The sequence below is a fragment of the Rhodanobacter ginsengiterrae genome (genome assembly GCF_050026815.1).
GTDB classification, from domain to species: domain Bacteria; phylum Pseudomonadota; class Gammaproteobacteria; order Xanthomonadales; family Rhodanobacteraceae; genus Rhodanobacter; species Rhodanobacter ginsengiterrae.
Genome location: NZ_JALBWO010000056.1, coordinates 413,010 through 434,199 on the forward strand (window position 1 = coordinate 413,010; position 21,190 = coordinate 434,199).

Annotated in this window: 20 protein-coding genes and 1 tRNA gene; 7 read left to right on the forward strand and 14 right to left on the reverse strand. The window is 66.4% G+C overall.

From position 1 onward, the window contains the following. Positions 1–46: 46 nt before the first annotated feature. From ACQGNJ_RS14775 to ACQGNJ_RS14820, 10 genes are all read right to left on the reverse strand, one after another. Positions 47–685, reverse strand: a complete 639-nt coding sequence (locus ACQGNJ_RS14775) for a hypothetical protein (protein ID WP_426689999.1) — start codon at positions 683–685, stop codon at positions 47–49. Next, entirely contained in the window at positions 682–900 is a 219-nt protein-coding gene (locus tag ACQGNJ_RS14780) for a hypothetical protein (protein WP_426690000.1), read from the reverse strand. The genes ACQGNJ_RS14775 and ACQGNJ_RS14780 overlap by 4 nt, the downstream gene beginning before the upstream one ends. After that, positions 897–1,088 carry a hypothetical protein gene (locus tag ACQGNJ_RS14785; protein ID WP_015447522.1) on the reverse strand — a complete coding sequence of 64 codons (192 nt, stop codon included), beginning with the start codon at positions 1,086–1,088 and terminating at the stop codon, positions 897–899. Before ACQGNJ_RS14785 ends, ACQGNJ_RS14780 begins: the two co-directional genes overlap by 4 nt. 85 nt (positions 1,089–1,173) lie before the next feature. Further along, the gene (locus tag ACQGNJ_RS14790; protein WP_426690001.1) at positions 1,174–1,752 is read right to left on the reverse strand and encodes a hypothetical protein; all 579 of its coding nucleotides are present in this window, start codon (positions 1,750–1,752) and stop codon (positions 1,174–1,176) included. Beyond that, positions 1,749–2,825 (reverse strand): tyrosine-type recombinase/integrase, encoded by a 1,077-nt coding sequence (locus ACQGNJ_RS14795; RefSeq protein WP_426690002.1) that lies wholly within the window; start codon positions 2,823–2,825, stop codon positions 1,749–1,751. The genes ACQGNJ_RS14790 and ACQGNJ_RS14795 overlap by 4 nt, the downstream gene beginning before the upstream one ends. An 88-nt stretch (positions 2,826–2,913) precedes the next feature. Next, positions 2,914–3,000, reverse strand: a tRNA-Leu gene (locus tag ACQGNJ_RS14800). Between the two features lie 84 nt (positions 3,001–3,084). Next, entirely contained in the window at positions 3,085–4,332 is a 1,248-nt protein-coding gene (locus ACQGNJ_RS14805; RefSeq protein ID WP_426690003.1) for a TraB/GumN family protein, read from the reverse strand. An 88-nt stretch (positions 4,333–4,420) separates the two neighbouring features. Then, positions 4,421–5,311, reverse strand: a complete 891-nt coding sequence (locus tag ACQGNJ_RS14810; protein ID WP_426690004.1) for a carbon-nitrogen hydrolase — start codon at positions 5,309–5,311, stop codon at positions 4,421–4,423. A gap of 59 nt (positions 5,312–5,370) precedes the next feature. After that, a complete protein-coding gene (locus tag ACQGNJ_RS14815; RefSeq protein WP_426690005.1) occupies positions 5,371–6,405 on the reverse strand; it encodes an agmatine deiminase family protein in 1,035 nt (344 codons plus the stop codon). A 129-nt stretch (positions 6,406–6,534) separates the two neighbouring features. Continuing rightward, positions 6,535–6,894: a hypothetical protein gene (locus tag ACQGNJ_RS14820; protein WP_426690006.1), complete on the reverse strand. Its 360-nt coding sequence runs from the start codon at positions 6,892–6,894 to the stop codon at positions 6,535–6,537. A gap of 194 nt (positions 6,895–7,088) precedes the next feature. Between ACQGNJ_RS14820 and ACQGNJ_RS14825 the strand changes: the two genes are divergently transcribed. The 4 genes from ACQGNJ_RS14825 to ACQGNJ_RS14840 all read left to right on the forward strand — a co-directional run bounded on the left by ACQGNJ_RS14825 (position 7,089) and on the right by ACQGNJ_RS14840 (position 12,101). Next, complete coding sequence (locus ACQGNJ_RS14825; protein ID WP_426690007.1) at positions 7,089–9,035, forward strand: ABC-F family ATP-binding cassette domain-containing protein; 1,947 nt, start codon at positions 7,089–7,091, stop codon at positions 9,033–9,035. Positions 9,036–9,039: 4 nt separating this feature from the next. Beyond that, the gene (locus ACQGNJ_RS14830) at positions 9,040–9,960 is read left to right on the forward strand and encodes a phosphoglycerate mutase (protein ID WP_426690008.1); all 921 of its coding nucleotides are present in this window, start codon (positions 9,040–9,042) and stop codon (positions 9,958–9,960) included. Continuing rightward, the gene (gene recJ / locus ACQGNJ_RS14835) at positions 9,921–11,669 is read left to right on the forward strand and encodes a single-stranded-DNA-specific exonuclease RecJ (protein ID WP_426690009.1); all 1,749 of its coding nucleotides are present in this window, start codon (positions 9,921–9,923) and stop codon (positions 11,667–11,669) included. The genes ACQGNJ_RS14830 and recJ overlap by 40 nt, the downstream gene beginning before the upstream one ends. A gap of 66 nt (positions 11,670–11,735) precedes the next feature. Further along, a complete protein-coding gene (locus ACQGNJ_RS14840; RefSeq protein WP_426690010.1) occupies positions 11,736–12,101 on the forward strand; it encodes a SpoIIAA family protein in 366 nt (121 codons plus the stop codon). Here ACQGNJ_RS14840 and ACQGNJ_RS14845 read toward each other — a convergent pair. The 3 genes from ACQGNJ_RS14845 to ACQGNJ_RS14855 are packed head-to-tail and all read right to left on the reverse strand — an operon-like array spanning position 12,088 to position 16,543. Then, entirely contained in the window at positions 12,088–14,592 is a 2,505-nt protein-coding gene (locus tag ACQGNJ_RS14845) for a PEP/pyruvate-binding domain-containing protein (protein WP_426690011.1), read from the reverse strand. The genes ACQGNJ_RS14840 and ACQGNJ_RS14845 overlap by 14 nt on opposite strands. After that, positions 14,589–15,452, reverse strand: coding sequence for a phosphatase PAP2 family protein (locus ACQGNJ_RS14850; protein WP_426690012.1), 864 nt, complete (start codon positions 15,450–15,452; stop codon positions 14,589–14,591). Before ACQGNJ_RS14850 ends, ACQGNJ_RS14845 begins: the two co-directional genes overlap by 4 nt. Continuing rightward, the gene (locus tag ACQGNJ_RS14855) at positions 15,449–16,543 is read right to left on the reverse strand and encodes a lysophospholipid acyltransferase family protein (protein ID WP_426690013.1); all 1,095 of its coding nucleotides are present in this window, start codon (positions 16,541–16,543) and stop codon (positions 15,449–15,451) included. The genes ACQGNJ_RS14850 and ACQGNJ_RS14855 overlap by 4 nt, the downstream gene beginning before the upstream one ends. Before the next feature lie 109 nt (positions 16,544–16,652). Here ACQGNJ_RS14855 and ACQGNJ_RS14860 point away from each other — a divergent pair, with 109 nt between their 5' ends. Next, entirely contained in the window at positions 16,653–16,775 is a 123-nt protein-coding gene (locus ACQGNJ_RS14860; protein WP_426690014.1) for a hypothetical protein, read from the forward strand. Positions 16,776–16,944: 169 nt separating this feature from the next. Next, a complete protein-coding gene (gene asnB / locus ACQGNJ_RS14865) occupies positions 16,945–18,612 on the forward strand; it encodes an asparagine synthase B (protein WP_426690015.1) in 1,668 nt (555 codons plus the stop codon). 42 nt (positions 18,613–18,654) lie between these two features. Here the strand turns inward: asnB and ACQGNJ_RS14870 are convergent, their stop codons facing one another. Then, on the reverse strand, positions 18,655–19,848 hold the full coding sequence (locus ACQGNJ_RS14870; protein ID WP_426690016.1) for an aspartyl protease family protein: 1,194 nt from the start codon (positions 19,846–19,848) through the stop codon (positions 18,655–18,657). 207 nt (positions 19,849–20,055) lie between these two features. On the opposite strand from ACQGNJ_RS14870, the gene prfB reads away from it, so the two are divergent. Next, positions 20,056–21,181, forward strand: a protein-coding gene (prfB, locus tag ACQGNJ_RS14875; protein ID WP_426690017.1) for a peptide chain release factor 2 whose coding sequence is annotated in 2 segments (ribosomal slippage) — positions 20,056–20,130 and positions 20,132–21,181 — 1,125 coding nt in all. Because the reading frame shifts where the segments join, the coding sequence is not laid out codon by codon here. Positions 21,182–21,190: the final 9 nt, after the last annotated feature.

Sequence of the window (21,190 nt, forward strand, 5' to 3'; positions counted from 1 at the left end):
TATGCCGGCGATTGCCGGGGCCACGTTTCGGGATCGGGCCGGCGGCTCACGGCTTCACCGTCCGGGCGATAGATGCGCGCGCCTCTGCCACCTTTTCCAATGAATCGAGCGGCGCGTTACAGCGCATGGGATACAGGCGCACCAGCGACGCCACCGCGCGGGCGAATGAACGCATGGATGCCGTCGGGTTTCGCACCCAGTCGAACGTGGATAGGGTCGGCTGCATCCGCTCTGCCTTCAGCTCGGCCAGCTCGGCGCGGACTTCCTCCAGCTCGGCGCGCAGGTCGTCGGCATCCGGCCGGCCGTCGGCATCGTGCTCCACGTCGTCGGCAAGGTCGCCGAGCACCTCCAGCACGGTCTGCCGGTTATCGCGCGTCGCTACACTCCAAGCCATGCTGCGGGCGATCAGTTGCGCGGTGGTCTGGCCGCGATAGCCGGGCGTGAGCCACAACCGCAGAAGGTTGAGCGAGTCCCTGTCGGCGGCGGTGCGCGTCAAGCCCATGATGATGTGGACGGCCATCCAGACGTCGGCGGCGTCCGGGGCGTCCGGGGCGTAGCAATCGACAAGGAGGGTCCAGCCTTGGACCTCGGCCCGGTGGTTCGCGTAGATACCGCCGTCTGAATCCATGTGCGGCGCGCACAGGTCCAGGGCTTCGGTGATCGCTTCCCAGTTACGAGTGATCATGGGCCGGTCTCCACGATCATCGCGTTACCCACGATCGCCCACGCGCGCCGGTGCATCCAGTCGCGCAGGGCAGGCGGTAGCGGCTGGCCGGAAGCGAGCCAAGCGTCACAATGACGCAATGCGCGCGCGTCGGCGCCCGGCTCGCCACGTTCGGCGGCCTCGATCAGGCCGGGAGTAACCACGGCATCCGGCGGGGTGAGGTCGGCGGCGTTCACGCTGCCACCTGCTGCTGGTCGACCCACGCGCTGAAGGCGTCGACGTCGATATACACGCGGCGGCCGATGCGCACCACAGCGGACTGCAGGCCGTTCGTGCTGGCGTTGAAGATCCACCAGCGCAGCTGCGCTTCGGTGAAGGGTGACTCTGCGGCGAACTGGGTCACCGACTTTAGGTTGCGATTCATTGCCATCTCCCGTTGTTAGCCATTGCTGGCTGGTGTGGAGATGGTCGGATTTTGGCCGGTAGCGGCTCTAGGGGAATAGTCGGCCCTATTTATCCCAACGCGCGCCGAAGTCGCACAGGAACGCTTTGAAGTGGCGTCGCGCTCTATCGCCGCACGCTACGTTGGCTGCCGTGATGGTGCTTTCATCGACGCCGTACTTTTCTGCCAGCTCGCCGGTCAACTGGAAAGTTGACACGTCTGGGCGCTGCAGGCGTTGTGCCTCAAATTCCAGTGCGATCGCTGCGTGGTCTACCTTCGTCGGACGCCCTTGCGTCGGCCGCGGGGTGCTAGGAAGCGCGCGAGCCAATCGGCGCAGCGCATTTGCAACTAGCTGCGCATCGAACGGTTCGCCGGCCTCGATCTTGTCAGCCTCGGAACGGATGGCGCTGCGCTCTGGTTCACGCGATGCGGGTGCGCCGTCCGGTCGCCGCCCGCGCCATTTCTGGTCGGCGCGTGCGCGCAACATGGCCACCACGTCCACGACGCTAAACGTTTCGCCGCGCTCGATACAGTCCGCGAACTCGCGCGCGGTCTTGCGCTGTATTAGAACTACCTCCCCGTGACTCAGGGGGCCGGGATTCTTCAAACGTCCGTGCTTCTCGATGTCCTCGCGCTTGCGTGTCATTCGTCGTCTCCCAAGAAATTACCGGCCATGCGTTCCAGCACGCCGCGCGTGTGGTCGCCGGTCATGTGGATATACCTGCGAGCCATCACCAGCGTTCGGTGGCCTAGCGCCTCGGCGACCTCGGCCAAGCTCGCACCGTTCATCGTGAGATAGCTTGCGGTCGTGTGGCGCAGGTCGTGGAAACGGAAGTCCACCAGCCCGGCCGCGTCGCGCACCTTCGCCCACGGCTTATCAAGGTTGGCGGGCGCGTCGTCGCTGCGGCCCTTGAAGACCCAGCCCTTTTGCGTCGGGTCGCGCTCCCACTGCTGCCGGATAGCGGCGACCGCGGGGCCGACGATAGGCACGCGCCGCGGCTGGCCGTTCTTCGTGTCGGCGAAAAGTAGCGTCATGCGCTCAAGGTCGACGTCTTCCCAGCGCAGCGGAAAGATATTTCCTCGACGCGCGCCGGTGGCCAGCGCCAGCATCACGGCGCAATAAATGTTCGGGTCGTCACTCGCGCGGCACTCGGTCAACAAGGATTTGCGCTCGTCGTCAGACAGGAAGCGCACCACGCCAGCGCCTTCGCTGCGCTTCGTGATCGCCAGCACGGGGTTTGAAGGCAGCCAGCCTAGTTCCTTCCATGCCCACTTGCAGACAGCGGACAGGGCGGCCAGATAGCGATTCACCGTTGCGCCGGACAGCACGCCACCACCGCGCGCCGACGGCTTGGCGGAGAGTTCCGCACGGTAGCCGGCGACCGTCTGCGGCGTGAGCTTGTCCAGCGTCACAAAGCCCGCTTGATCCTTCCACCACTGCAGCATGGCGGCGACCTTCGCGCCGTCTTTGCTGTTGGGCTTCACGGGGAGATATTCGGCGGTGAACTTGTCGATCAGTTCGCCAAGGGTGCGGCGACGATCGGCCGTGGTCGGCACATAGGAGCCGTGGCCTAGATCGCTCTCGGCTTTGGTCGCCCAGGCTACCGCGTCGGTCTTGCGCTTGAACGTGCGGCTGCGGGGACGTTCACCACGCACGCGCACGCGAGCCTGATAGCTCGTTGTCCCATCGTGTCCCACGCGTCGAACAATAGTGGCCATGATTGACCCTTGTTGGCTGTTGTGTCCCGTGAGTGTCCCACGGCAAGCCACGCTCAACAAGCGATGCAGGCTAAATCATTGATTTTATTGGTGCCCGGAGCGGGGATCGAACCCGCATCGCCTTGCGGCGGAGGGATTTTAAGTCCCTTGCGTCTACCAGTTTCGCCATCCGGGCCGGATGTCGGAGCGCACTGCAGCGAGGCTGCAGGCGGCGCGAATCGTAGCACGCAGCGTGCCTTTGCCGGTTACGTGGAAGGGCTCAGAACAGGCTCTTGAAGATGTGGATGCCGGCGCTGTACTCGCCGATGATCGTGCCGATGCTGACCAGGAAGAAGTTCAGCAGGGTGCGCGCGACGCGATTCTTCCACCAGCCACTCCAGTGCACGATGTCGTCGCGCAAGCTGTCGAAGTCGACCACCCGCGGGCGACGCACCCACGCCTCGGCCGTGGCACTGATGCCACCGGCCGGAATGCCGGGACGGAACGGCTTGATCGGTGCAGCAATGAAGGCGGCCAGGATGCTGACCGGATGTGCGCCGGCAATCAGCGCGCCGAGCGCAGCGAACCCGCCGGTGAACAATACCCAGTCACGCAACGCCTGGGTGCCCAGTGCGGTGTTCTGGTGGAAAGCCCAGGCAATCGCGGCGAACACCAGCAACACCAGTCCCGCGGCGACCCATTTCGGCCAGCGTGCCTTGGGCGGCAATAGCGCCAGTTCGGCGACCTTGCTCGCCGGATCGTCCTGCTGCTCGCGCAGCAAGGTGCACATGCCCTTCAGATGGCCGGCGCCGATCACCACCAGCACGCGGCGATGTTCTTCGCCAGGTGCTGCGCTTGTCGAACGTCGCGCTTCCTGGCGCAGGCGCGCGGCCATGAACGCATCGCGTTCGCCGATCAGGCTGTCGTAAAGCGGCTTGGAGCCATTGGCGAATTCACTGAATGCGCTTTCCAGCAGATCGCCCTGTTTCAACTTCTCGATCTCGCCCTGTTCGATGTCTTCGCGATCGAACACGCTGGCCAGCAGGCCGCCGAGCAGGCCGAAGCGCTGCCAGAAGCCCACGCTGCGCCAGGCGCGCTTCAGGGTGGTGCCGACTTCGCGATCAATCAGCCACAGCGGCAGGTTGCGTCGGTCGGCACCGTCCATCGCGGCCTTCATTTCCGCGCCGGGCTGGATGCCGGACTGGTCGGCCAGACGCTTCTGGAACGTCGACAGCACCAGGCTGGCCGCGACCATCCCGGCCTTGCCCTGGCGGATCACCTTGAACAGGTCGAGCTGCCTGAAGGCTTCCGGATCGCGCATGCTCTGCGCGCGGCTGTCGCACAGTTCCACCGCCACGGCGTCGAAGTGCTCGTGCTCCAGCAGCGCCTCGACCGCTTGCATGCTGCTGCGCGAGACGTGGGCGGTACCCAGCACCACGTACTCCACGCCATCGCGCTGCACCCGTTCGATCGGTTGCCCGTCGAGCGCGGCGGGCAAGGCGGTGATTTCGGTTTCGGGGACGCTCATGCGATCAGCAGGCCGGTTTCAAGGGGAAATCCATGCATGGGGACGACCGCGACGCGTAACAAGCAACGGCCGTGGTGTCGGCTGGCTCTCAGTCACGGTAGCGCTTGAGCAGGTCCGCATAGGCGTCGATGCGCCGGTCGCGCAGGAACGGCCAGATCCGGCGCACCTGCTCGCTGCGGGCCAGGTCGACCTCGGCCAGCAGCAGTTCGCGCTGATCGGTGCCGGCCTGGGCCAGATACTCGCCCTGCGGGCCGGCGACGAAGCTCGATCCCCAGAACTGGATGCCGGCACCCACTGCCGTCGGGTCGGCCTCGTAGCCGGTGCGATTGCACGACAGCAGGGGCAGGCCGTTGGCCACGGCGTGGCCGCGCTGGACGGTGATCCAGGCGTCGCGCTGGCGATCCTTCTCGGCCTGTTCGTCGTTCGGATCCCAGCCGATCGCGGTGGGGTAAAGCAGCAGTTCGGCGCCGGCCAGCGCCATCAGGCGCGCTGCTTCCGGATACCACTGGTCCCAGCACACCAGCACGCCGAGGCGGCCGACCGAGGTGTCGACCGGTTCGAAGCCAAGATCGCCCGGCGTGAAGTAGAACTTTTCGTAGAACGCCGGATCGTCGGGGATGTGCATCTTGCGATACTTGCCGGCGATCGCCGCCGACCGATCGAACACCACGGCGGTGTTGTGATACAGCCCGGTGGCGCGTTTCTCGAACAGCGAGGCGACCACCACCAGCTGCAGTTCCTCGGCGAGCTTGCCGATGCGTTCGGTGCCGGGGCCGGGGATCGTCTCGGCCTGGTCGAAAATATCGACCGACTCGTGCTGGCAGAAATACGGCCCGTTGTGCAGTTCCTGCAGCAATACCAGCTCGGCGCCGGCCCTGGCTGCCTCGCGCAGTCCAGCCTCGATCGCATCCAGGTTGGCGTCGCGGCTGCCGCGGTCGGTTTCCTGCAGCAGGGCGACCTTGAGGGTGTTGCGGGTCATCGGGTCAATCCTTGGCGTGGCGCCAGACGGAACAGACCGTACAGTTTAGCCGATGCCGCTCAGGCCAGCCCGGCAGGCAGCTGCATGGTGATGCAGTGCAGGCTGCCGTTCTGCCAGATCAGCGCGCGGCACGGCACCTGCACCACCTCGCGGCCGGGATGGGCCGAGCCGATGATGCGCGCGGCCTCGGCATCGGCCGGATCGCCATAGGCCGGCACCAGCACGGCGCCGTTGACGATCAGGTAATTCGCGTAGGACGCGGCGAGCCGACGGCCTTCGTCGATCACGGGCTGCGGCCATGGCAGCGGATACAGCTGATACGGGCGACCATCGGTGGTGCGCATGGCCGCCAGTTCGTCGGCCATGCGCTGCAGTTCGGCGTGGTGCGGGTCGCTGGCATCGTCGCAGGCCTGGAACACGATGCGGTCGCCCGGCGCGAAGCGGGCGAGCGTGTCGATGTGCGCGTCGGTGTCGTCGCCTTCGAGATAGCCGTAGTCCAGCCACAGCACACGGTCGGCGTGGAGGCCCTCGCGCAGGATCGCGCTCATTTCCTCACGCGACTGCTCCGGGTGTCGCTGCACCAGGCAGCGCCAGGTGGTGAGAATGCTGCCGGCGCCATCGCTTTCGATGCCGCCACCTTCGAGTGCCCAGTCGATGCGCTTGTGCGCGGCGTGACCAAATACGCCAGCCTCGACCAGGCCGGTGACCAGCGCATCGTCCTGCTCGGCGCCGAACTTGCCGCCCCAGCCGGTGAAACGGAAATCGGTGAGCTGGAAACCCCGGGCGCCACCCTTCAGCGTGATCGGGCCGGAGTCGCGCAGCCAGGTGTCGTCATAGGGCAGGGCGATGAAGCGAATCTGTCGGAGATCGACGCCCGCCATGTGCAACGACGATTCGACATGCTTCTGCAGCGCCGCGTCGGCGACCACGATGATCAGCTTCTGGAAGCGGGTGACCGCGCCGGCCAGCGCCACATAGGTGGTTTCCACCGCGGCCAGTCGCTCGGCCCAGTCGGTACCGGCGTGCGGCCAGGCGATCAGCACGGCGGATTGCGGTTCCCATTCGGCAGGCAGGCGCAAGGTGTGGTCGGTCATGCGGGGATCTCGTGGTCGGGCGGTGGACGCCAGGCTATGGGCGTGCGACCGCAAAGTGTACGACGCGCCGGCGCGGCGCAAACAAAAACGCGGCCCGCATCGCTGCGGGCCGCGCCTGATGAAACCCGATCAGTTGATCGCCGAAGGGTCGGTATTGTTGCCCGCTGGCGTGTTCAGCACTGCGTGGATCACGTGGTTGTGCTCGAAGTAGACGATGAAGTTCGAATACTCCCAGCGATTGATCTGCGGGTGCTTGCTGGTGTCGCCGCCGCGTGGCGACAACTTGCGCTGCGGTGCACCCCAGGTCTTTTCGACCTGGCTCATGCTCAGGCCGCGGCGAGGCAGGTTCATGCCCTTTTCCTGCTGCACGCGATGCACCAGCAGGCTGTCGCCGTGCCGGTGCTGTGCGGCGGCAGCCGTCTGCGGCGCGGCGAAGGCGGCAGCCGCCGCCAAGACGACGATCGGCAAAATATTGGTGAACTTGACCATTGGCTCCCCCTCTCCCTGCAAGGCTGTATGCGGCGTCGTTGTAGCAGAAGTACCCATGCTACGCCATGCCGGGCGATGGCGATTGCGATGGGTTCGGCATTCGGCCAGGCCCGACAACTGGTCGAGAATAGCCTGATCACCGCTATCATGGGCGGCTGCGGGCAACGACCCGCCCGTTTCAGCCCGGGTTTTTCATGATTTCCTTCCGACATTTCGCCCTGCGCCGCGGCAGCCGTCTGCTGTTGTCCGACATCGACCTGGTGATCCAGAGTGGTTGGCGCCTCGGCGTGATCGGGCGCAATGGCTGCGGCAAGTCCAGCCTGTTCGCCACCTTGCAGGGCAAGCTGGAGGGCGATGCCGGCGAACTGGAGATGTCCGGCAAGCTGCGCCTGGCCTCGGTGGCGCAGGAAACCCCGGCGCTGCCGGATGCGGCGATCGACTATGTGCTGGGTGGCGACGAGGAACTGGCGGAGGCGATGAACGCGGAAGCCGAGGCCGGCGAGCGCGGCGACATGGAAGCGATGGCCAAGGCGCATCAGCGCATCGAGGAGCTCAACGGCTACGACGGTCGCGCCCGTGCCGGGCGCCTGCTGCACGGACTGGGTTTCCCGCCGGAAACCCACGAGCGGGCGGTACAGGAATTCTCCGGCGGCTGGCGCGGACGGCTGAATCTGGCGCGCGCCCTGATGTGCCCGTCCGACCTGTTGCTGCTCGACGAGCCGACCAACCATCTCGACCTGGACGCCGTGCTGTGGCTGGAGGAATGGCTGCGCCGTTACCAGGGCACCTTGCTGATCATCTCGCACGATCGCGAATTCCTCGATGGCGTGATCACCCACACGCTGCACCTCAACGACGGCAAGGCGACTCTGTACACCGGCAACTACAGCGCGTTCGAACGCCTGCGCGCCGAGCAGTTGCGCCAGCAGCAGATCTCGCACGAGCGCGCGCAGGCCGAGCGCGCGCACCTGCAGTCCTTCGTCGATCGCTTCAAGGCCAAGGCCAGCAAGGCCAAGCAGGCGCAGTCGCGCATGAAACGGTTGGAGAAGATGGCTGGCACCGAAGCCGTGCGGGCCGAGCGGCCTTTCAGCTTCACCTTCCCGGTGCCGGGTCGTTTGCCCGATTCGATGCTGCAACTGGAAGACATCACCGCAGGCTATGCGGCCGATCCGTCCAGTCGCGAGGGCAACGAGGAAGTGGCCAATATCGTGCTGGCCGATGTGCGTTTCAGCATCGAGGCGGGCGAGCGGATCGGCCTGCTCGGGCCCAACGGCGCCGGCAAGTCCACCCTGGTGAAGACCCTGGTCGGCGAGCTGGAACCGTTCGGCGGCGAGCGCAAGGTGCACAAGGACCTCAACATCGGCTACTTCGCCCAGCACACGGTGGAAAGCCTGCGCGCCGGTGCCAGCGCGCTGGATCACCTGATGGACAAGGCGCCGGGCGTGGCGACGCAAGTCATGCGCGACTTCCTGGGCAACTGGAATTTCGCCGGTGAACGCGCATTCGAATCGGTCGACGGCTTCTCCGGTGGCGAACGGGCGCGCCTGGCGCTGGCCCTGATCGCGTGGGACAAGCCGAACCTGCTGCTGCTGGACGAACCGACCAACCATCTCGACCTGGACATGCGCGAGGCGCTGGCTGACGCGCTGGCCGATTTCGACGGTGCACTGGTGCTGGTCTCGCATGACCGCCACCTGCTGGGCATGGTCTGCGACAGTTTTGTGCGGGTTGCCGACGGCGTGGTCGAGCCGTTCGATGGCGATCTCGACGACTACGCACGCTGGCTGAAGAATCGCGGGTCAGCCAGCAAGAAGGCAGCCAAGGCCGGCGCGGCAGCGGCAGTGGCCAAGCCGGTGGTGGTCAAGCTGGTCGAGGTTTCGCCCGAGGAGCGCCGGCGTCAGGCCGCCGCCCAGCGCGAAGACGGCAAGACCGCGCGGCAGCGGGTGAAGAAGATCGAGACGCGCACCGCCACGATCGATGCCGAGCTGACCGCGCTGGAGGCACAACTCGCTGATCCGGCCACCTACAACGGCTCGACGCAGGAGCTGATGCGGCTGGGCCAGCGCCAGGCCGAGTTGCGTAGCGAGAAGGACACGCTGGAAAGCGAATGGCTGGCGCTGATGGAACAGCTGGAGGCGTAAGCGCATGTCGACCCCGGTTCCCTCGCTGCAGTTGTGGTTGCCCGCGCTGGCGCACTTCGAGCCGGGGCATCCGTTGCGCGAATGGCTGGTCAGGGCTGATCGCCTTGCCGCCGGCCGCAGCGGCTATCTCGGCGGCCTGGCCGATCACTTTCCCGAGGTCGCCACGACCCTGCCGGCCGCGGCAATCACCCGCCAGTTCCTGGCCGGCGACGCCGACGGGCACGGCTGGCTGTCCGCCGATCCGGCCTGGGTGCAGCCGGACATGAATGGCGTGCGCCTGCTTGCCTGCGGCCGGATGGAACTGGACATGGCTGCGGCGCAATCGCTGGCCGAACCGTTGCGACCGGTGTTCGAGGACGCCGGCATGCAGTTGCAGCTCACCACGCCGGATCACTGGCACCTGCGCCTGCCAGCAGATATGCCGTTGCCCGACTTCGCCACGCCGGCGCAGGCGCTGGGCGAAGACCTGGCCCGGCATCTGCCGCAAGGTCAGCACGGCCGTCGCTGGCGCGTCCTGCTCAACGAAATCCAGGTGCTGCTGCATCAGCATCCGCTCAACGCGCAACGGCAGGCGCGCGGCTTGTCGCCGGTCAACAGCCTGTGGCTGTGGGGCGGCGGTGCCTTGCCGGGCAGGGGTCGCAGTGAGCTGAGCGGCGTGCTCAGCGACGACGTCTTGCTGCGCGCGCTGGCGGCGCACGCCGGTATCGCCCAGCAGGCACGCAGCGCCGAAGCCCTTGCCGGTGCCGGCAAGGGTTGGCTGGTTGACCTGCAGGACCTGCCGGCGCAGGACATCGCCTCGCGCTGGTGGCCAAACCTGCAGCCCCTGCTCGACCGGCAGCCGACGCTGCTGCAGTTCGCCAGCGGCGAACGTTTTCAGCGCAAGCCATGGCATCGCTGGCGCCTGTGGCGAGGGGCAGGGCGTTGAGCGCCTTGCAATTGCGCCGCCGCGAAGGCCACGGCGCACCGGTGGGCTGGCCGTCGTCGGTCCACCCGGTGCTGCAGCAGATCTACGCCGCGCGCGGCGTGCTGGAACCGGGTCAGGCCGAGCACCGACTGGCCAGAATGCTGTCGCCGCAACTGCTGGGCGGCATGCCGCAGGCGGTCGAGCTGCTGGCCGAAGCGATCCGCGACGACTGGTCGATCCTGATCGCCGGTGATTACGACTGCGACGGCGCCACCGGCACCGCGGTGGCCGTGCGTGGACTGCGTCTGCTGGGCGCGCGACGGGTGAGCTATGCGATCCCCAACCGCTTCACCCACGGCTACGGACTGAGTGCGGCTTTCGTGGCCACGCTGCAACCCACGCCGCAACTGATCGTCACCGTGGACAACGGCGTGGCCAGCCTCGCTGGCGTGGCTGCAGCGAAGACGCGCGGCATCCGCGTCATCGTCACCGACCACCATCTGCCCGGCGAGCAATTGCCCGACTGCGATGCGATGGTGAACCCGAATCTGACCGGCGATCCGTTCCCGAGCAAGATGCTGGCTGGCGTTGGCGTGATGTTCTACCTGCTGCTCAGCCTGCGCGCGCGGTTGCGCGAGCAGGGCGCGTTTCCCGGTGCCGAGCCGGATCTGTCGAGCCTGCTCGACCTTGTCGCGCTGGGCACGGTCGCCGACCTGGTGCCGCTGGATTTCAACAACCGCGTGCTGGTGGAAGCCGGCCTGCAGCGCATGCGCAGCGGCCGTGCCTGTGCCGGCATCACCGCGCTGGTCGAGGCCGGCAAGCGCAGTCTGGCGACGCTGTGCGCCAGCGACCTCGGCTTCGCCGTGGGGCCACGCCTGAACGCGGCCGGGCGGCTGGAAGACATGCGCCTGGGTGTGGAATGCCTGCTCACCGACGACGTGGCGCAGGCGCGTCATTACGCCGGGCAGCTCGATGCGATCAATCGCGAGCGGCGCGACCTGCAGGCGTCGATGGTGGCCGAGGCCGAGCAGATGGTGGCCGGGCTGGGCGCTGTCGAGGCGATCGGCGTGGCCCTGTTCGAACCCTCCTGGCATGCCGGCGTGGTCGGGCTGGTTGCGTCGAAACTGAAGGAGCGGCTGCATCGCCCGGTGATCGCCTTCGCCCCGGCCAGCGAGGATGACCTCGACAACCTGCGTGGCTCGGCGCGTTCTATCCCCGGCTTCCACATTCGCGATGCGCTGGCGGCGGTCGATGCGCGCCAGCCCGGTCTGATCGAACGCTTCGGCGGCCACGCGATGGCGGCCGGACTGAGCCTGAAAGCGGACGACTATCCGCGCTTTGCCGCCGCCTTCGACGCGGTGGCGCGCGAGCTGATTGCGCCGGAGCGGCTGCAGGCGGTGCTGTATACCGACGGCGAATTGCCACCGGGCAGCGCTACCCTGGATCTTGCGCGGCAACTGCGCCGGGCCGGGCCGTGGGGCCAGGCATTTCCCGAACCGCTGTTCGACAACCTGTTCGAGTGCGCCAGCTGGAAGGTGATGGGCGAGTCCCATCTGCGCCTGCAACTGCGCGATCCGCGCGACGGTGCCGTGCACGACGCGGTGATGTTCAACGCCTACCACGGCCAGCCACCGCCGCCGCGACTGCACGCCGCCTACGAACTGGTCATCAACGACTGGCAGGGCCGCGAGAGCCCGCGCCTGCTGCTGCGGCATATCGAAGCGGCCTGAACTGCTCTTGCACGTTGTTCACGTGTCCGGGGCCATGCTGCATGAAACGCCAAATGGAGAATCGCCGTGATTGCACAGATCGAAGGCTTGCCACCCGGCACCCTGGGCTTTCGCGCCCACGGCCAGGTCACCGCGGAAGACTACGAAAACATCATCGTGCCCGATGTCGAGGCGGCGTTTGCGTTGAACCGCAAGTTGCGTCTGCTGTACGTCACCGCCGACGACTTCACCGGCTTCGACGCGGGCGCGATGTGGAACGACGCCAAGCTGGGCGCGCGGCATTTCAGCGGTTGGGACCGGATCGCCCTGGTCACGGATGTGCCATGGCTGCGCGGTACCGTCACCGCTTTCAGTTTCGCGGTTCCGGCCGAGGTTGGCCTTTTTTCTGGCGCCGACATCGAGGAAGCCATGCGCTGGATCACGGCGGACTGAGGATTTCGACCGTGCCGTTGCGGCCGTCCAGGCGAACCCGCTGGCCGCTGTCGAGCAGGCGCATCACGTGGCGCACGCTCATCACCGCCGGCAGTCCCAGTTCCCGGGCGGTCACCGCACCGTGGGAAAGCGGTCCGCCGCTTTCGGTGATCACGCCGCTGGCCTGGTAGAACAGCGGCGTCCACGCCGGGTTGGTGGTGCGGGCGACCAGGATCGCGTCCTTCGGGAAGTGTGGAAAATCTTCCGGCGAGCGCACCACGAACACCACGCCTTCGACGACACCCGGGCTGCCACCCAGACCGTTGAGTACGTCGGTTCCGTCGATGCTGACAGGTTCGGCCTCCCCGAAAATCCAGTCGGGCGTGCGGGCGCAGGCGGCCAGATAGCCGGCCTTGTGCTGGGCGGCGGCCGGCGTGATCGGGGCCAGCTCGCCGCGGTGCAGGGCGGCGTCGAGCACCGCCAGCGGCACGAAATAGACGTCCATCGGATCGGTCAGCACGCTACGCTCGACCAATTGTTCGCCGATCGCCTTCAGTCCGCGACGGAACGGCAGGTGCAGGCGGGTGGTCTGATAGTGCTCCAGGTCGTCCAGCGCGGTGTAGGCACGGGCCAGCCGGATCACTTCATGTACCAGGTAGCGCAGTTCCTCCGGCGCGTGGTTGAGCACGCTGTGTTCCATCGCCGCCTGCGCAGCCTTCTGGCGCAGTTCGGCGGCGGCGCGATCCTCGTCGGGCCGGTCGATCAGCATCTTCAGCTGATCCAGCACGATTTGCGGCGCCTCGACCCAGGTCGGATGGTAGGCGTCGAAATCCAGTTCGCGGTGGCCGTGGCGGGCAAGGAAACGCTGGAACTCGGCGTGGAAAGCGGGATGCTGCGGCAGCGCCTCCAGCAAGTCGATGCTGGCTTCGTTGTGCAGTCGCCCGAGCAGGTCTGCGTCCATTCGCGCCAGCCGCGACAGCGACCACAGTTCGGCGTTGACCTGGCTGGTCTTGGTGTCGGTCACCGCCAGCAACTGGTCGAATACCTGCTGTGCCTGCCCGGCCGGCAAGGCCAGTTGCAGCATCTGCTGCAGACCCACGTACAGCGTGCGCTGGGTCAGCGAGATGGCGATGTTCGGCAGGAAGTAGCTGGCGCCCAGCGCGTTGATGCGCAGCACGTAATCCCACAGTTCGTTGAGCGGGCGGCCGTCCAATGGTTCGCGCATCAGGGTGCCGATGCCGATCAGGTAGGTATCCAGGTCGCGCATCCAGCGCACCGGCAGCTCCTGCACCCAGGCGAATTGTGCCGCGATCTGCGGCAACGCCGCGCGGATGCTTTCCACGTCCTTCAGCATGTTTGCCGGTGTGCGGCCGCTGTACAGCTGCACGGCGTTCTGGTTGCCGTAGATGTAGTAGTCGCGCATTGCGAACCACTTGTCGCCGAACGGCGGCAGGCCCATCAGCCTGAAGCTGTGATTGAGCGAGGCGTGGAAGCCGGCTTCGCACAGGTCCCAGGTCAACGGGGTGACCGGGTTGGGGAAGCGCTCGGCCGATTCATCGCGCGTCCAGCGCGCCGGAATGCACGTCACCGCGCGCGACTGCAGCAAGTAGAGCTGGCCGTCCTGCCAGGCCCATTCGATATCCTGCGGGAAACCGAAGTGCTGTTCGGCGGCCAACGCCAGCTTCGCCACCGCACGACGCTGTTCCGCATCGAGGGCGGGGGCGTTGGCCTGCGCCGCGGGCAATGCGACATGGCGCGTGCCGTTGGCGTCATCCGTCACCAACGCCTGCGGCTTTTCCGCGATCACCGCCGCCACTTCACCGAGGTCGCCGCGTTGCAGGCGGTACTCGTCCACCGGCGCCTCGCCGCCCACCACGGTTTCGCCAAGGCCGAACGCCGCATTGATCAGTACCTGGTCCAGCGCACCGCGCACCGGGTCGATCGAGAATGCCACGCCGGCGGCTTCGTGCTCGTTCACCTGCACCATCTTCTGCACCACCACGGCCATTGCCGCATCCAGGTGATCCAGCCCCAGTCGTTCGCGATACGGAAGCACGTGGGCGTTCCACAGCGAGGCATGGCAGCGACGGATCGCGACAAGTACGGCGTCCACCCCGCGGATGCCGAGCAAGGTGTCGTGCTGGCCGGCGAACGCGGCGCCGGGCAGATCCTCCAGCGTGCCGGAGGAGCGTACGGCTACAGGCGTGTCGGCCAATCCGAGGGCCTGCATCTTCTCGATCAGTTCATCGCGCAACGATGAGGGCAGCGATTGCGCCAGCAGCAGGCTCTGGATGCGTTCGCTGCGGGCAGCGTGATCGAGCGTGGCATCGTCCAGCACGGCGCGGATCGCCTCGTGCAGCGGCGCCACGAACTGCCGATAGACCTCGCTGCCCACCACGATGCCGGGCGGTACCGGCAGGTGCCGTGCGGCGCGCGCGAGGTTCGCACCCTTGCCACCGCTGATGGCGTGCTCAGTGGCTTGCGGATCGGTGAATGCGAACAGCTGGCTCATGGGCGACCTTCCTTGCGATAGCGTTGAATGAGGGTGAGCGCGACGGCGGCGAGGGCGATCCCGCACAGCACGTCGATGCCGTAGTGATAGCGCAGGTACAGCGTGGCCACGACCAGCGCCACGATGATCGGCGTCAGCAGCAGCGCGCTGCGCCGGTAACCGCCTAGCGCGAAGAAACCCAGCACGTACACGCCGATGCCGCTGTGCAGGCTGGGGAACACGTCCATGCCGGTGATGCCGGCCTTGACCACGCCGGCCAGCAGGGCGGTCATCGCCCCGCCGTGCACCGGGTAGGGGAAGATCTCCGGAAACGCCATGTACGGCCCGCCGGCCGGCACCAGCAGGTAACCGGCGAAGCCGATCAGGTACATCGTTGTCAGCCCGAGGAAAAAGGCCTTCGCCTCATGGCGGCGTCGATGCAGGCTGAACGCGAAGGCCGGCAGCAGCACCACGAAATAGAACAGGAAGTAGCCACCACTGAGCAGTTCCGACAGCCACGGTCGTTCCCAGCCGAGCAGGTGTTCGGGAAGACTCAGGCCACCCCACAGCTGCCGGTCCAGCGCCAGCAGGGCGGCATCGGCGGTATGGGCGATGAAGACCTCGCGGATCGCCTTGAACAAGGGAAAGATCAGCCAGCAGGCAACGAATTGCAGCGTGCCTTTCCAACTGGCCCAGCGACTTTCAGGCCAAGCGCATGTGGCTGCCAGCAACAGCAGCCAGGCCACGGCGCCCAGCAGGCTGGCCAGCCGCAGCTCGGCGTCGCCCATCCGCCAGGCACCGACACCGCCCAGCACCAGGATCAACAACAGCTCGGCCGCGAAGGCATGGCCGATCCATCGGTGCATTCGGGTCATCGTCATCGTGCATTCCGGTGCATGACGCGTGGCCAGCGCCACCAGCCGCATGCCGCTGCGAGCCACAGTGCGAGCAGCGGCAACGGCCACAGCGCGGTGGCCAGCAGCAGGCACGGCAGCCACACCAACGCTGCCGCCAACCCGCCGACGATGCGGAAGAAACTCACCGTGTTGCGTGCATCCGCCTTGCTGCCGGCAAATCGCCCGGCCAGCAGGACCGGCGCCGCGAGCAGGAGGAAGGCGCCGACCAGCAGCCAGTCCCACGGCCATCGGTGAACCTGTGGCACCGACGGCAATGGATGCAACCGCTGCGGGTGCTGCTGGGCGTCGATGAAGGCCAGCGCGTAGGACTCGCCCGCAGCCGCCCGCATCGCCGCATGGGCCTCGGCGGCGGCAAACGATGCGGGGTCGGCGCAGTTCACCGATACCGCATCCAGCGCGGCGGCGATCTCTGCGTGGATGCGCTGCTCCCAGGCGCGGTCGGTTTCATCGCTCTCGCGCGCAGGCAGTTTGACCGGAGCGCCGAGCAGGACCTCGGCGCGCGAGCGGAACCGGTCCGGCGCCTGGTAATGCAGGCCCAGCGGCAGCACTTCCAGCGACACGCCTTCGCTGATCAGCGTGCGCGCGATGCGCGCCGCGCCACGCTGATAAGGCAGTGGCTGCCAGCCCCATTCGCTGCTGCCTTCGGGAAAGATCGCCAGGTCGCCGCCGGCCCGCAGTTGCGCGCAGCCGGCGTCGACGGGATGCGAAAAGATGGCGCGCCGGACGCCGTGGCGTGCACGGTCCTTGTCGCGTACCACGGCGATGCCATCGAACATCCAGCGCAGCAATGGGTGCTGCAGCAACTGGATCGAGACCAGTCCCTGCACGCCGGGAAACGCCCGCAACACGAGGTAACCATCGACAGCACCATTGCGATGGCTGCTGACGATCAGCCTGCCACCGCGACGCGGCATCGGCCGCTGGTGGTTACCGACGATCCGGATGGGCTGGAAATAGAAGCCCCGCAGCAGCCAGGCCAGCAGCCGCACCGACCATCGCAGCCGCCGACCACCGGGCGGGAACGGCAGGGGAGGGTTGGCCGAGCGGGCTGACATCCCTGTTTCGTCATGGCTCATTCGCGGCAATGTAGCGGCAAGCACAAGCCCGCGTCACCTTGCGCCGGATGCACTTGCATGCGATCGGCGAATCTGTTCAAGTTCACCCATGCATTCCATTTCCGCCAGTCTCCCGATCCTCACCGCGCCTGCCGCGCGGGGCTTCGTGCTGGTCGGCAACAACAACAATCGCGCGAACAATAACGCCAACCGTTGGCGGGCCCGCGCGTAGCTTCAAGTCTCCACGAAAAATACGCGAAGAAGGCCCGCCACGTGCGGGCCTTCTTTGTTTTGAATCTTTGGTTTGTGCGCGGCTCCATCCGCGCAGAGCACAGCCGGCCATCCATGGCCGACTTTTCATCAAGAGCGGCATCAGAACCAGCGACCGAGGAATCCCCATCATGTGTTCGATATTCGGAATGTTCGACCTGCAGCCGGGCGATGACCTGGCCGCACTGCGCCGGCAGGCGCTGGAACTGTCGCAGCGCCAGCGCCATCGCGGGCCGGACTGGAGCGGGGTCTTCGTCGACGCCGGGGTGATCCTGGTGCACGAGCGCCTGGCCATCGTCGACCCGGCCAGCGGCGCACAACCGCTGCGTTCGCGCGACGGCGCGCTGGCGCTGGCGGTGAATGGCGAGATCTACAACCACCGCGAACTGCGCGCCGCCAGCGACTACGACTTCACCACCGGCTCGGATTGCGAGGTGATCAACGCCTTGTATCGCGAGCATGGCAGCGATTTCCTCGGCCGGCTAAACGGCATCTTCGCTTTTGCGTTGTGGGACGGCGCAGCGCAGCGCTACCTGATCGCCCGCGATCCGATCGGTGTCTGCCCGCTGTACTGGGGCCACGATGTGCAAGGCCGGCTGTGCGTGGCGTCGGAAATGAAGGCGCTGGTCGGCGTGTGTGCCGACGTGGCGCCATTCCCGCCCGGTCACCTTTACGACAGCATCAGTGGCGAGCTGCAGCTCTACTACAGCAGGCCATGGCGTGATTACGCGGCGAACCGCGGCCAGGATGTTCCGGCACCGGTCCTGCGCAAGGCCTTCGAACAGGCGGTGCATCGCCAGCTGATGACCGATGTGCCTTACGGTGTGCTGCTTTCCGGCGGCCTGGATTCCTCGCTGGTCGCCGCCTGCGCCGCCCAGTTCGCGCGCGAGCGGGTCGAGGACGACGATCGCAGCGAGGCGTGGTGGCCGCGCCTGCATTCGTTCGCGATCGGGCTGGACGGCTCGCCCGACCTGGCTGCGTCCCAGGTCGCCGCCGAGGCGCTGGGCACCGTGCACCACGGCTTCGTCTACACCTTCTGGGAGGGCCTGGACGCACTGCCCGAAGTCATCCGTCATATCGAGACCTACGACGTCACCACCATCCGCGCCGCCACGCCGATGTACCTGCTGGCGCGGCGGATCAAGGCGATGGGCGTGAAGATGGTGCTGTCGGGCGAGGGTTCGGACGAGATCTTCGGCGGCTACCTGTACTTCCACAAGGCGCCCTCGGCCGAGGCCTTCCACGAGGAAACCGTGCGCAAGCTCGACGCGCTGCACAGCTACGATTGCCTGCGCGCGAACAAGGCGATGATGGCGTGGGGCGTGGAGGCGCGCGTGCCGTTCCTCGACCTGGAGTTCATCGACGTGGCGATGGGCCTGGATGCGAAGCACAAGATGGCGGGGCAGGGACGCATCGAGAAGGCAGTGCTGCGCGAGGCATTCGAGGGTGCCCTGCCTGACGCGATCCTGTGGCGGCAGAAGGAGCAGTTCAGCGATGGCGTCGGCTATGGCTGGATCGACGGGCTGAAGGCGCACGCCGAGCAGGCGGTCAGCGACCGCGAGTTTGCTGCGGCCGCGGCGCGCTACCCGTTCAATACGCCAGCCACCAAGGAGGCATATTTCTACCGGCGCATCTTCGAACAGCACTTCCCCGGTGAGGCGTGTGCGGCGACGGTGCCCGGCGGCAAGTCGATCGCCTGCTCGTCACCGGCCGCGCTGGCCTGGGACCCGGCGTTCGCCCATGCCGCCGATCCGTCGGGTCGCGCGGTGCGGGACGTGCACCAGCAGGCACTGGCCTGACCGCGCGGTGATCCGCTCCGAACCGCTGCGCGTCCGTTCAGCTCAGTGTCGATCGGGGCGAAGCAACAGACAGCTATGGCGCGTGCGGAAATTGAAATAGAAGTCCATGTAGTTCAAGGCCGTGCTGCCCAGGATGTAGTGCCACGGCAGGCTGGCTTCCTTGAAAACGTCAAAGGTGACGGTGAATGGCTGCCCCGCAATGTCGACATCGGCGGTCGCCCGACTGACGCGCGCGGCATGTTGATGCGCGCTCATGTCACGGAGGTTCGTGCGTGAGCCCGGATTGCTGTGCAGTTCGTCGAGTGCGTACTGGTCGGCGGCCAGATAGGAGCTGCTGCCACTGTCGAGCAGGGTGGTGCGCCAGTGACCATCGATCGACACGGCGGCCACCACCCGCAGCCCGTTGCCCCATGGATCGCTGGCGATGAGCATGGGTTCCCTGCAGGCCGGGTCGCGATCGGCGCTTTCACCGACGGTGATGGCTGTTTCACTCAGGCGGAACTCGCCGAGCCGAAGCAGGAGGTCGATGCCGATGAGCCGATGGCTGCCGGGAGTTATGGTCACTGGCACGTTCAGCAAGGTCAGCTCGCCGATGTCGAGTCTGGCCAGGGTTCCGTAGCGGATCGGGATGTCGCGCGACAGAAATCCGCTTGCCTTGCCGGTCCGGCCCAGCATGGCGACGCCGAGCTCGCGTGCCGTGTCTTCGTCCAGCGTGAGAGCCGAACTGCCGGTGTCGATCAGCAGCCAGGTTTTCCTGCCGCGGCTTTCGGCCTCGACACTCGGCAACTTGCCCTGTCCGAGGCTGCGATGCACCGGAATGCTGAAGCTGTGCGAAGGCATGACCACCTGCAATTCCGGATCTTCCGCGTGGCTGGCAACGTAGCTTTTCATTTGATCGAGCTGGGCCTGCGGCAGCTTGCCCGCGAAGCGTCGCAGCATGTCCAGCTCGTCCGCGTTGGCCTGGCTTGCTCCCCGGGACAACCGCAGGTTGCCATTGGCCAATTTCGCGCAGAAGAAGGCGACTTCAGGTTGGCTGTCGATCAGGCTGCGCTCGCACAGGCGCGCGTCCTCGCTGGACTTGTCCAGATTGAAATGGATGCGTTCCAGCGCCATCGCGGCAAGCACGCGATGGGCCGGATCGTTCGACGTCTGGTACATGCGTGCCAGCGCAGGTACGTCGGCCTCAGCCAGCGCGTGTTCCACCTTGAGCATCGCCGCGACGTCGGAAGCCGTCACCGAAGGAGGGCTTCCGCGACGGGCCGGATGGGCGTTCAGCGGCCAGCAGATGCCGGCAAGGCTGCCAGCGAAGGCCGCCAAAAACATCCATGTTTTCATTGCGCAGGTTCCTTCATGTCACCGGATTGGCGCAGATTGTAGACCTCCCTGCGTACAGCCGCGGATGCTCTGCTAATATTGGGGGCTGTTTTCCCGCGATTTCCTACCATGATCGAAACCAATCCGATCCTCGCGCAGATTGCGGACCTCCGGGCCCGTGTCGAGTCGCTTCGGGGGTATCTTTGACTACGCTACAAAAAGCGAACGTCTGGAAGAAGTAACTCGCGAGCTGGAAAGTCCCACGGTGTGGGACGACCCGGCACGCGCGCAGGAGCTGGGCCGCGAACGCGCCCGACTCGACACCATCGTCAACGGCATCGACCGCATGACTGCCAGCCTCACCGATGCCGGCGAGTTGCTGGAGATGGCCATGGCCGACAGCGACGACGACACCGCGCAATCGGTGATCGACGATCTGGCCAAGGTGGAAGCCGAGGTTGGCAAACTTGAATTCCAGCGCATGTTCTCCGGCAAGATGGACGCGACCAACGCGTTCGTCGACATCCAGGCCGGCGCCGGCGGTACCGAGGCGCAGGACTGGGCCGAAATGCTGCTGCGCATGTACCTGCGCTGGTGTGAAAGCCGCGGCTGGAAGACCGAGCTGATGGAAGTCTCCGGCGGCGACGTGGCCGGCATCAAGTCCGCCACGTTCCGCGTCGAGGGCGACTACGCCTACGGTTGGCTGAAGACCGAGATCGGCGTGCACCGGCTGGTGCGCAAGTCACCGTTCGATTCGGACAACCGTCGGCACACCAGCTTCACCTCGGTGTTCGTGTCGCCGGAAGTCGATGACGACATCGAGATCGATATCAACCCGGCCGACCTGCGCACGGACGTCTATCGTTCGTCGGGTGCCGGTGGCCAGCACGTCAACAAGACCGAGTCGGCGGTGCGCATCACGCATATCCCGACCAATACCGTGGTGGCCTGCCAGACCGGCCGCAGCCAGCACCAGAACCGCGACACGGCGATGAAGATGCTGGCCGCCAAGCTGTACGAACTGGAGGTGCAGAAGCGCAATGTCGAAAAGGACGCGCTGGAAGCGACCAAGTCCGACATCGGCTGGGGTAGCCAGATCCGCAACTACGTGCTGGACCAGAGCCGCATCAAGGATCTGCGCACCGGCATCGAACGCACCGATACCCAGAAAGTGCTCGACGGCGACATCGACGACTTCATCGAAGCCAGCCTGAAATCCGGTCTCGAGGCCGGTTCCAAGCGCATCGACGCGTGACGCCTGATT

Bases quoted from the DNA above. Each gene is read 5' to 3' on its own strand.
- ACQGNJ_RS14820 (WP_426690006.1), bottom strand. From the start codon at position 6,894: ATGGTCAAGTTCACCAATATTTTGCCGATCGTCGTCTTGGCGGCGGCT.
- asnB (WP_426690015.1), top strand. From the start codon at position 16,945: ATGTGTTCGATATTCGGAATGTTCGACCTGCAGCCGGGCGATGACCTG.
- ACQGNJ_RS14855 (WP_426690013.1), bottom strand. From the start codon at position 16,543: ATGTCAGCCCGCTCGGCCAACCCTCCCCTGCCGTTCCCGCCCGGTGGT.
- ACQGNJ_RS14790 (WP_426690001.1), bottom strand. From the start codon at position 1,752: ATGACACGCAAGCGCGAGGACATCGAGAAGCACGGACGTTTGAAGAAT.
- recJ (WP_426690009.1), top strand. From the start codon at position 9,921: ATGGCATCGCTGGCGCCTGTGGCGAGGGGCAGGGCGTTGAGCGCCTTG.
- ACQGNJ_RS14845 (WP_426690011.1), bottom strand. From the start codon at position 14,592: ATGAGCCAGCTGTTCGCATTCACCGATCCGCAAGCCACTGAGCACGCC.
- ACQGNJ_RS14815 (WP_426690005.1), bottom strand. From the start codon at position 6,405: ATGACCGACCACACCTTGCGCCTGCCTGCCGAATGGGAACCGCAATCC.
- ACQGNJ_RS14860 (WP_426690014.1), top strand. From the start codon at position 16,653: ATGCATTCCATTTCCGCCAGTCTCCCGATCCTCACCGCGCCTGCCGCG.
- ACQGNJ_RS14830 (WP_426690008.1), top strand. From the start codon at position 9,040: ATGTCGACCCCGGTTCCCTCGCTGCAGTTGTGGTTGCCCGCGCTGGCG.
- ACQGNJ_RS14785 (WP_015447522.1), bottom strand. From the start codon at position 1,088: ATGAATCGCAACCTAAAGTCGGTGACCCAGTTCGCCGCAGAGTCACCC.
- ACQGNJ_RS14825 (WP_426690007.1), top strand. From the start codon at position 7,089: ATGATTTCCTTCCGACATTTCGCCCTGCGCCGCGGCAGCCGTCTGCTG.
- ACQGNJ_RS14795 (WP_426690002.1), bottom strand. From the start codon at position 2,825: ATGGCCACTATTGTTCGACGCGTGGGACACGATGGGACAACGAGCTAT.
- ACQGNJ_RS14775 (WP_426689999.1), bottom strand. From the start codon at position 685: ATGATCACTCGTAACTGGGAAGCGATCACCGAAGCCCTGGACCTGTGC.
- ACQGNJ_RS14810 (WP_426690004.1), bottom strand. From the start codon at position 5,311: ATGACCCGCAACACCCTCAAGGTCGCCCTGCTGCAGGAAACCGACCGC.
- ACQGNJ_RS14850 (WP_426690012.1), bottom strand. From the start codon at position 15,452: ATGACGATGACCCGAATGCACCGATGGATCGGCCATGCCTTCGCGGCC.
- ACQGNJ_RS14805 (WP_426690003.1), bottom strand. From the start codon at position 4,332: ATGAGCGTCCCCGAAACCGAAATCACCGCCTTGCCCGCCGCGCTCGAC.